Consider the following 10,789-nt stretch of genomic DNA (forward strand, 5'->3'; position numbering starts at 1 on the left):
ACAATGGCTGCAAAACTGATCGTGCGGGTGCAAGCCGACTTGTTGCCACTGCTGGCGAACAAGGATGGCACGACGACTACCCAGATTGGCTTGCGGGTTTCGGCGCTGGTCGACCTCCCGGTAGGCGCCGCCTTGACGGTTACCCCGCGGGAACTGCTGCCAGATCTTTGCCCGTGGCACTGGCTGCCTGCGGCCCCGAACCTGCAGCCTAAATGGAACCCGCACGACCCCGAAGCATGGCGGCTGTTTCGGCTGGATGGCGCCGCGCCGGTCGAGATCACGGCCAAGTTGCCTGCTCCTGCCAAGCTGGATCCAGGGCTCAACGGAGACTTCGCTTCCGCCCTCGAGCAGACGCTCGGGCTCATTGTCGACGAAGGTGCGGAAGCCGCAATCTGCCTGCCGCCGGGCGATCAGCCGATCGAGCACCGCACCGTGTTCGGCATGGTTGAGAGCCTCACAGGATTGCCACACCCAGTGCCAGCCGGCCTGCGCGTGTTCACCGTGTTGTCGGTGGCCGAGGATCTCTCGGCCGTCCGCATGATTGCCATCCCGCGCTTCCTTCTCCCGGGTGGAGGCAGCTTCGATATCGACAACGTCACCTTTGTCGATATTGACCCGACGGGAGTGATTACCGCCGACGCAGCACTTGTCGATGCATCGAGTTGGGCCAATTCAGTACAGTTCCAGCTGCGTGCCAGCCTCGCAATGTTGGAGATGACGCGGACTGCCGGTGCGGCGCGGCTTGTCGATTTGTCCAAGCTCTCGATCGGGCTCAGCGCACAGGATTCCGAAACCGGTGACGAGGACTATGCCGCCCATCTGCCGGCGCGGCTGGCCGAGGCAATCGATCCGGCGGCACGCCTCATCAGTGCGTTCGATGGTGTTGTGGAGGGTCTTCGCGCGAGCCAGGATGCCGCTGATCAAGACACATTCGCGCAGCTTAGAGCGGATCTGGCAGTTGTGGCGGACGGCAAGCCTTCGGCGGTGATGACGCTTCTCAACGCCATGACTGTGAACGTGTTTCGGCCAATGTCGCGGGCGTCGGAAGCCGTACCAGCTGTAGCGATTTCCCGGTTCTGCACATTAGCCCGGGAGCGCGCGGCGGATGGCTCGCGCACTGCGGCCGCCCAAAGCGCCGGTCAGATCTTCCTTCGCATGCTCGACCGCGATGAAAACGCCAATGGTACCGTCCCCGACCCTGTGCGAGCGCCGCTCATGTCCTACGCGCGCCTCGCCTCCACAGTCGGCATGACGCCCGAGGAAATCGCGCGAGTTCCTAAGGAACAATCGGCCGTGGACACGGAGGCCGGTCTTCTGGAATTCGTGCAGGGCCATTGGCTGGCGCCGCTCGGCGATGCTCCCTACGTTTCACGCCCGGTGGCGGCAGGCGCGCCGCGCCAACTTACAACCCAGTTGGTGAGCGCGCCAACGGTCGGGCCAGCGATGCCGATCGTCACGACGCCCGAGGCAGTGCTCGATGCCGGCATGCTGAGCTCGCCTGGCCCGCGTTTCATTCTGAAGCTTTCTAGAACAGGCGATACGGCTCAGCTGTCAATCGGCGCCACCAAGCTACGGTTTGAGCGCACCTCCGATGCCTTGGTCACCGTGAGCGCGAATGGCGGCGCGCCGATCGATGTGGCTGTACAGGGCAATGTCGCACTGATCTTCGCTCTTGCCTTGTCATCTGATCGGTCGAACCTTGTGGTGAGCTTTGAGGCGACCGGGCAGTCCCTTAACGTGCTGGCGCCGGACCTGGCGCGCGCGCCATTCTCGATCACGCTTGAAGCCGTGGCCGGCGCTGTCGGCGACTTCCAGCCGCATCCCGCGGAGCCCGCCTATGCACAGCGCTTCGCCGACGCGCTGACCGCGCAGGGTGTGCGCACGGAGCTGTCGCTCGCTTTCGCTGGCCCCTACCTCCCAGGTATCCTCGCCGGCCGGCAGGATTGGGCGAATGAGACCTGGCCCCCCTCGACCGATGGCTTTGCTCAGGCTATTCGCGATGGCGTCGCCGCGCTCGTGCAACCACTCTACACACAGCTATCGGCGACGGTCGCCAATCCAGCGTGGCTTACCCTTCTGATGACGAAGGTGATCAGCAAGGCGCGTGATGATGCCATGAAGCTCGCTGCCGCGGCCGTGCCGACGGCCACGCTTGAGCGCATCACCATGGATGCACCACCGCTTGTGGTCCGCATCGACCAGTTCCAGGATTTCGGAACTGAGGATGCGTGGGGACGACTTGCCGGCTATGGCGCACTGCTTGGCCGCACCACGGCACGTCCAAGCCAGGGCACCGCGCCCCAGGAATGGTGGACGCTCAACACGGCCGAGCTGCTCGCGGTGGCGCCTAAGCAGCCCGATATGCCAAAATCGGTCGGACTAGTCGACCCCGTGGCGATCCAGGTCGGGCAAGGCGGCGGCGTTCGCCAGAGCCTGCTTTCGTACAACAATCGTTGGCTCGCAACGGGTCTGCTGTCGGATACAATCCAGAATGACGCGCACGACCAGCCCATCAGCCCGCGCCGTCCGGAGCGACTGGAGCCGCCATCGGCCAAGGCGGGTTATACGCTCCCGGCACTGTCGTTCGGCTATTCCTTCTGGGTCCTGCCTTTTTTGATCGGGCATGGCGGCGTGTTGCCACTATGGCTGCGCGCGGATCCCGGCAACCCGCTTATTCGCCGCGAAGCACCGGGAAAACGCATCAATGACACGCTCTCCGATGCGGTCGGCGACGCCCGGTCCAAAGCCTATTTGCGTACCCGCCCGATCGGTGTGCCACGGTTGGTCGAGACGCCAGGCAAGCCGGCGCTTCCCGCTGTGCCACAGAACGTTCCGCCCCTTGCTGCCGAACTGCCAATCCGCCCACCGCCCATAACGTTGGAGCCAGGCCAGTCCGCGATGTTTTTTCGCGATGTCTCAGGGCAACGCGGCATAATATCGTGGCAAAGACCGGCCGAGGGCGAACTGACCGGTTTCCGGGTGTCTTTGGGCGATGTGTGCAAACCAGGCTCGACCTATGACAGCAAACGAACCGCCGTCGCCGAACTCGAGGTGATCCTTTGGGGGACCAAAGGCGACAGCATGTCGCCCGAGCCACTATGGCAAGACAAGTTCAACAATGTCGTCAATGACTTTCGTTTATCTCTGCTCATCGACAGTGACGGCACCCAAATCATCAGCCGCACCGAACGACAGCAGGAAGTGCCCGCCCTCGCCGAAGATGAAGGGCGCTTCGATGTGACATCTGCGTCTTCGAAATGGGGCGATTGGCATGACATGTTCGTGGAGGTAGCAGTCCCGCAAACGGGTGCCCCCGTGCAATTCGAACTTCCGGTAGTTGTCGAGATTCAGCGAGGCAAGAACGACGATCTTGTGCTGGTCGATTCTATGGTCAAGGGCAAGCCGCTGATCGCGCCCGAGGCCAGCCATCGGTCCCGGGTCATAACTCTTTTCGACCAAATCAATCACGCCATCAAGAAAACCGTGCCTGCCGCGGTGACCTTTAGGCGGCCAGGGATCGAGTTCGGTTCTTTTGAGCGCTGGATCAATCCGGCCTTGATCGAGACCACTGGCGGCCCGGAAAAACACAAGACCGCAGTCTACAAGGCGCTCAACAAAGCCTACGCGCTGTCGACGCGCGAGCCCCAACAAACTGGCGCGAGGCCAGAGGTGAGCTTTGAGGATCCCGCAGTCACGGCGTTCTGCTTCGAACTCGTCGAAGTCTTCCCGCGCCAGCAGGCGATCGGCATGGGGGTGACGGCGCCCATCACCGGCGACGGCGTCTTCGCGCCGGACATGGGCAGCGTGACGTCCGGCGACGGGCGGCTGGCGATAGTCGAATTCGGCTATGAAAATGCTGCGAAACTCGTGTCCTCGCAAAACGGTGTGAAGGCCGTGCTGCGGCCAGGACGCATATATGAGTTGCGCAGCTATGCGGTGGTTGCCGGTGGCAAGCAGGATTTCTCGCCGTTCCAAACTCTTGAGCGGCTTTCTGATCCTGTCCGCGCCACGCTGCGCAGGGTCAACATTGGTGGCGCCGACTATCTCCTGGCTTCGCCGAACGTCGTGACCATCGAGGTGGCCACGACCGATTTGCCGGCGGTCTATGAAAAGTCCGGCTGGTCGATTGATTCACGATTGATCGTCGTGGACCGTCCGCCCACCCAACGCGAAGACACGGCGCGAATCTACCTTCCGCTTGGCCTTGCCGATCCAACCTCCCAGAAGGAAGAACGCTATCGCATGACGCGCTATGCCGCGACGGCATCGCTGTATTCGCAGCGTTGGAGTTGGCGTGGACACCCGCAGGCTGAGGTCGCCGCCACGCCCGCGTCCAATTCGCTGCTCAACGGCGCCTGGACCCGGGCGCTTGCGGAGACGGCATTCACAGGGCGACGCGACGAGGATGTCGGTGATATCATCGTGCGTCGGCTGGAGAAGGCTCACATCTATGGCGGGCGAGGCAATCTGAGCGAGTCCTTGCCCACGCCCCCGTCGACCGCCATCTTCACCAAGGCGCTGGATTGGCGAGCCGGGCTCAATTTGTGGCGTTTCGGCTTTTCGTTGACCAGTCGCTATGCACCGCTATTCCCGCGCCACCTGTCACCGGAAAAGCTCGCGCATCTTGGCCCGAACGGCGCGGCTTGGGCCGTTCAGGCCCTACCCGACCGGCCAAGCGCGAGAACCATTGCGCGACCCGGTCTCGCGCTTGTCCTGCCACTCACCGAACCGCTAATGGCCGGCGGCGCGACGCCGCCGCTGCTGGCGCTGTTCAACGAACGCGTTTACGCCAACTTCAATCTTGCGGACGGCATAGACGTGGCGGTCGATGTGGCGCGCCATCCCTTTACGGTGGTTGAGCAGCAAGCAGAACTGAAAAGACTTAAAGACGAGGATCCGAACAAGTACGCCGATGCAATCCGCGACCTGGAGCATCTGCTGGCCGGCCATATCTCGTCACCGACGGATACGCTGAAGCATTGGCAGGAATTCGGGCCCGACCCCATCCGCACCGGTGGCGCGCATGACGGAAGCCCCATCTTGCTCAGAACAGATGGCCCGCTGGGCTATACCTTCGATGCCGAGACTGAAGCGGGGCGCTTTGACCATGCCGGATTGCTGATATCCCCGGTAGCTCAGGGCTATCAGCCCTGGTCGATGATCAAGTTGCGCTTCCGCCGCCTTGAGGCACCCGAAGCTCTGAGCGGCTACAAGGCCGTCCCTATCTCGCCGGCAGACGTCAGCGTTCCGCTGGCCGGGCACCGGTTTCCCGCCGCAGATGGCGCGACACCGATCGATTATGAGGGCCTGCTGGTCGAGGTCGCGGCTCTCTGGGAGGGTGATGAGGCAGAGTTCGCTCTATCGCTGGGCAGTTTCCAGGCGCCAGATGGCTCGGCGGTCGCTGTCGACCCTACCGTCACCATTGCGGTCTCCCGCCAGCGGGGCAATTTGACCATCGCCGCTAGGACCTGGCTCGGCGAGGCCGGGACGACCAGCGTTGCAATCTCACCGCAAGAGACTGCAGCGCTGCGCTTGGTGGTATCTGGCCGCGAGCGGCCAGAGGGAGTCGACACATGGACGCCGCAAGGAGATGTGGCGATCAAAGTGCGAATTGGCGATACACAATCCGGCACGGATGTGCTCGAGCGGCTCGACCGCGATCACTGGCTGGCGGTCAACTGTGTGCCGCTCAGTGGAGCTCAGCCGCTTGACGGCAACGCGACCGTTGCGGCGAACATCCGCAACACTGTTCGCAGCGGCAAACCAGAGGCGGCGCTCAAGCCGGTGCGCCTCTCTTCATTCACCCCGTCTGTATGGTGCCAATTTGCCGAGTCCATGTCGGTACTCGCCGCAACGCTCGGCCAAGACGAGCAGACGCGCCACATCTCGATTGGCGAACTTCTAGCGAAACCGGTGATCGACACCGCAGGTATGACAGGCCTCGCATTGAGCCTGGCGTCGGCCCCGGGCGATAAGAGTCCGCCCTCTATCCGCTCGCTGGCGACGAGCCTGACCACGGATGTCGATGCGCAGGTCGACCAGATACTCCTGGCGGTTGTGACGCGCTACGTCACCGATGCCTTTGCTCGACTTCGTGAACGACCGGTTGGCGTGGTTCACCTCACCGACACCGAGAACCGGCCGTTGCGCGGCACGGGCAATTCACCGTTTGTCATAGCGCTTACCTCCGACAAGACTGCGGAAGCGTGGTGGGGCGACGAGGTCAAGCCGATCCAGCGGGGCAATGGCGGCAGGCTGCGTTTCCTGCGGATGCTAGTCCCCCGCTCTCGCGAACTTGGCGGGTTTGGTCAATCGACGACGCGACGGCTCAGTGATCTGTTCAGCCAGTCGCTTCTGACACCCGACGACCTTAATCCAGCCGATGCCGCCGGGCAGATTCTCGGCATTTCGCAGCCGATCGAGTGGCGGTGAGGGCTATAGCTCGTCCACGACCGACAGTAAGATCTTGATGCACGATCACATTACCGTGCCGCGCGTTAGTCTAGGCGCGGGGACAAACGACAAGCGGCGCTACGGCGATTGCTGTGAAGACCAAAGGGTAGCGGCGGGAACATCTTAGCCCGGCCAAGGTCCGAGCTCCAGACACTCCGCTACTGAAAGGCAAGGTCCACGGAGCAGCCATGCTTCGAACTGTCTCCCTCGTCACAAAACAAATTTATCTTCTGACCTGGACCAACACTCATCGAGGCGACTCCGCATGTAAAATACAGTTTAACCATCCTATACTTAACAAGGCTGTTGCAAATCCCTTGTAAGTCGGGCAAAATAACGCTGGAGGGATTGTTTGTATTTCTTTTAATTGAGAGGCGACCGTGATGCGTGATGTTCGCGCCACGAATGCGTTTGCGGCTTTGATTTGGCTTTGTGCCTCATGCGTTGCTAGCGCAAGTGGCCCTGGAGGGCCATATCCAGCAATCGGCAGCCTAGAAGCCTGTCCTGCGGAATCCAATGCTGTCAAAATCGACAAGGCAGTTGCACCGGACAGTGTCAATCCGGGCTGGCCGCTTAATTGTGAGTTCTGAAATGGGGGGATGCACTATGCCGGATAGTGAGGACAAAGTTGTCGACAATCCAACTTTCCTGGAACACATCAAATTTTTCTTTGAAGCCATAGATGTGGATCATATGGCGCCGCGTGGCGTCGATCTCGCCACCTACGACGGGGTAAAGGCAAACGCCACCTCAATCTACTCCCAGACCAAATCCGGATCGATGCCTCCGGAACCGGAAAGGCGTTGGTCGCAGAACCACGTCAAAACGTTCAAGAACTGGATCAGTGGCGGATTTCCGATGGGAAACGCGCCAGCGAAGGTCCTGAAGACAATGTCCAGTTTGGCGGCAACCGCCGGCGGGGCGTTCCGACGCGATGCCGAGAACATGTCGAAGGAAGAAGTTGAAAGACTCGCACTAGCCTTTCGGACGATCATGGAGCGTTCGCCAGACCATCCGCAGAGCTATTTTGCGCTCGCTGATATTCATTGGTTTCCGACACCGGTAAACTGCCTTCATCATGAAGAGCGATACAATCCCTGGCACCGCATTTTCATCGACCGCTTCGAGGCGGGTCTCCAGTCGGTTCCAGGGTGCGAGGATATCAAGCTGCCCTATTGGAACGTCGTCCGTCAGCCGCTAGCGTGGATGTTTCAGCCGCCGTTCGACAGCTATACGTTGCAACGCGACGCTGCGCCACAGTACCCCGCCGGCACGGCGACAAAACGGCACTCCGCCAAGAAAATCCATGCCGAGATGGTCGATCGCGATGTCGAGGGAACCATAAAGGGCGCGCTAGATTCCCCGACGTTTGAGAGTTTTACCCAGCAGATCGAGCAAGCGCACGACGACGGGCACGTGTCGTGCGGTCCTGCGATGCAAACACCCGATATCGCGGCCTTCGATCCGATTTTCTGGCTCTTCCATTGCAACTGGGAGCGCATGTGGTGGGCATGGCAGCAGCGCCACCAAGCCGTGTCGCTTGAAGACTTTCGCAAGACGCTCAGCATCCCGGACATGGATTGGCTGGATGTAGCTCCCTTTAACGAACTGAAACCGTTCACGGAAACAGCTGCTCAGGCGATCGACGCGTCGAAGTACGCCTATGAGGATCCGGCGGCGTCGCTGTTCAGCACCTTGGCCAGGGTCGCGCGAGGCAACATCTCGGCCGATCAGTCGTTCAGCATCCCGCGCAAGTCCAGGCTCTCCATTCGCGTGAAAAGCATAGCACGCCTGGCCATATCCGGCAGTTTTGAGGTCCAACTCCTTGCGGACGGCAAGAGAGTTGCGCGGCACGCCTTTTTTCAAGGGACCGAACCGAACAAATGCCCAAGCTGCGTGAAACGCGAGACCGTTAACGTCGACCTGAGGGCCAATCGTTCGGACGTGGCCGGCAAGAAGCTCGAGGTACGCATCGAGGTGCTTGGCGCGAAAGGCAAGGACCGTGTGCTGGCCTTAAGCGAAGTCGGAAATCCAACGATCAATATCCGGGAATTGCTCGTCGCCGAGTAGGAAGGGCCTCCAGTGAAACTTGGAATTCCTGTTTATGAAGGCGTCAATCTTTTGGACACTGCCGGCCCGCTCGAAATGTTGGGTCGACCGAGCGCGATTGTCGCCCTTGGCTCATACCCCTTAAGGAAGTGATGCCGTGTCCGTCAATTTGGGGGCCGCTTCACTGGTCATGACGACCTACTCTCGCCCTCCGACATCAAGAAATGACCCCTCCACCTTTCCGAGAACACGCTTCATAAACTCGCCGGTCCTCATGTTCAGATTGCCGGTCCGCGAACCCATAGGTCTTCGGGAACCCGCAAACATGTGCTCTTGAAAGACATAGACTGCCTCCGAAGTCACTTCGCCGTAATCTCCGTCCGGAGTGCCGACGTAATACCCTATATATCCGCGAGGTCACGCTGCAACTCTAAGACGGCGCCTGCTACCTGCTTTGCTTCACGGTCGACGCGGCGCGAGCAGCGGACTTCCCAGCGCTGGGGTCGTTTCCTTGGCGGACCTCTGCCAGCCAATCCTGGGCGATCTTCCGTGCCTGCTCGACGGCCAGTTCTCCGAAGCGTCCGATGGCGGGCTTTCGGCGAACTCCGGAGTTGGTTTGATATTGGAGCATGAAGGTCTTGCGCCCCGCTGGCGTGACCTTCAGCAAGAATCCGGGTACGGTCGTGTCGCGGAGTCTGGTCCCTCGGGATTGCGGCATCCACTGCGGTCTTGGTGAGCCTGATTTTGGCCATCTGTCGTCTCCGAATCTCAAAAATTCTAGGAGCCGAATAGGGACTCAGGGGGTCGGCTCCCGGTTACTGCCGAAAACCATGGAGAAGGTGGACGACCCCACGATGCAAGACAAGTCCTTGATCGTAGTAGGTTTTCGCGATCTTACTTGCGTTCGGCGAGGTTCAGCATAGCCGCTTCTGGACGGCTCAAAATCAGGCTTCGTCTACCTTCGACACGGGCAGTAAGAGTGTTGAAAGTCAAAGGGTTAGAGTTGATCGACTCACAAGTTTTTGATTGTTCGTCTGCTGTCTAGGTGCAGCATGAGGGCGTCGGGAAATTGTGAATCGGTGTTATTGCGGGTGTGGCGGAACTGGTAGACGCGGCGGATTCAAAATCCGTTTCTGGTGACAGAGTGTCGGTTCGAGTCCGACTACCCGCACCAATTTATCTTGATGCTGTAAACTCCCAGCTGATTTTTCTGATGCGAGATCCGGCTTGCCGATGATCTCCAACGCGCATTGCGAATGGCAGCTTCGCGGATGATATCGGTCATAGAGGCCTCCGTTTCGGTGGCCCAGAAGCGGACTTGCGGCGTCGAATTGCGAAATGACCTGCTTGTCGAAACGATCTGCGCACCACCTTCTATCGTATTTCAGATCGTCATAGGCGCAGACGTTTCCTTCGCTCATTAGCGATCCGGAATGTTGGATGGACGCGTGCCAAGCTGAGGAAGTCACCGTCGTTTTGCTCAGAAGTTAGCCAAGATCCGCACGCGTTGCGTGGTGCGATTCAACCGCCCGATTTGTTCACGAGTAGCGGAATAATCCGGTCGCTTTTGGCCACCGCAGGGCGGCCGGAGGCGGCATAGGGAAAGCCGAGCGGGTCCCAGTTTTGTAGCTTCGCTAGGCTTCGCGATGGCAGGGACTAGCTCTCCTTCGCCTCGCGACCTGAAACTTCCGCGATGAAGATCCTGAAGAACACAGGGGGAAGGTGTTCCGCGTTCGAGGACGTGGCCGGCTTGTGCGCACCTGGCTCCCACCACTCAGCGTGCTTGCTCAAGACCGACCAGGCGTGATCGCGCTCCACATTGTGTCCGATCCGATCGGGGAGTTCCTCATAACGGCCGTTGACGATCACGCTTCTCCAACCCCGCCCTTTGCCGCGTTCGTCGACCTGGACCGACACGAGCGGATTAGAGCGCATCCACTCGATTTTCTTGCCCAGCATAGAAAAGGCATAAAGGTGGTTGTCCGAATGAGCGTAGTGGAATGGGACGATATAGGGCTGCCCATCCTTCGCGCAGGCCAAGCGACCGACTCGGTTGGCCGTCAGTATCCTAGTGCATTCCAGAGCGGAAAGCGTACGGATGAGCATTGGTTAGGCTCCTGCTTCAGCCGCCTGACTTCGGCACCAGCAGCGGAATAATCCGGTCGCTTTTGGCCACCGCAGGGCGGCCGGAGGCAGCATAGGGAATGCCGAGCGCGTCCCAGGTCTCGACCAGCGCATCCTGCAATTCGGCGATCAGCGCATCCGAATGGAACGGCGTCGGCGTGAT

6 protein-coding genes, 1 tRNA gene and 1 pseudogene are annotated in these 10,789 nt (G+C 60.4%); 3 read left to right on the forward strand and 5 right to left on the reverse strand.

The annotated features are described in order from the left end of the window. Positions 1-3 precede the first annotated feature (3 nt). Both AC0L2L_RS14225 and AC0L2L_RS14230 read left to right on the forward strand, forming a co-directional pair. Positions 4-6,432 (forward strand): hypothetical protein, encoded by a 6,429-nt coding sequence (locus AC0L2L_RS14225; RefSeq protein WP_473579200.1) that lies wholly within the window; start codon positions 4-6, stop codon positions 6,430-6,432. A gap of 627 nt (positions 6,433-7,059) precedes the next feature. Further along, positions 7,060-8,523: a tyrosinase family protein gene (locus AC0L2L_RS14230; protein ID WP_473579201.1), complete on the forward strand. Its 1,464-nt coding sequence runs from the start codon at positions 7,060-7,062 to the stop codon at positions 8,521-8,523. Between the two features lie 177 nt (positions 8,524-8,700). On the opposite strand, the gene AC0L2L_RS14235 is transcribed toward AC0L2L_RS14230, so the two are convergent. After that, a complete protein-coding gene (locus AC0L2L_RS14235; protein WP_473579217.1) occupies positions 8,701-8,907 on the reverse strand; it encodes a peptidoglycan-binding domain-containing protein in 207 nt (68 codons plus the stop codon). 40 nt (positions 8,908-8,947) lie between these two features. Next, positions 8,948-9,220: an Arm DNA-binding domain-containing protein gene (locus tag AC0L2L_RS14240; protein ID WP_473579202.1), complete on the reverse strand. Its 273-nt coding sequence runs from the start codon at positions 9,218-9,220 to the stop codon at positions 8,948-8,950. A 369-nt stretch (positions 9,221-9,589) separates the two neighbouring features. Between AC0L2L_RS14240 and AC0L2L_RS14245 the strand changes: the two genes are divergently transcribed. Continuing rightward, positions 9,590-9,676, forward strand: a tRNA-Leu gene (locus tag AC0L2L_RS14245). Here AC0L2L_RS14245 and AC0L2L_RS14250 read toward each other — a convergent pair. From AC0L2L_RS14250 to AC0L2L_RS14260, 3 genes and pseudogenes are all read right to left on the reverse strand, one after another. Continuing rightward, positions 9,665-9,787, reverse strand: a complete 123-nt coding sequence (locus AC0L2L_RS14250) for a hypothetical protein (protein WP_473579203.1) — start codon at positions 9,785-9,787, stop codon at positions 9,665-9,667. The two genes, AC0L2L_RS14245 and AC0L2L_RS14250, sit on opposite strands and share 12 nt — an antisense overlap. A gap of 371 nt (positions 9,788-10,158) precedes the next feature. Then, on the reverse strand, positions 10,159-10,608 hold the full coding sequence (locus AC0L2L_RS14255) for a pyridoxamine 5'-phosphate oxidase family protein (protein WP_473579204.1): 450 nt from the start codon (positions 10,606-10,608) through the stop codon (positions 10,159-10,161). 16 nt (positions 10,609-10,624) lie between these two features. Beyond that, positions 10,625-10,789 (reverse strand): annotated as a pseudogene (locus tag AC0L2L_RS14260) (5-aminolevulinate synthase); the annotation flags it as partial.

It is taken from the genome of Mesorhizobium sp. WSM4832, from assembly GCF_055811115.1.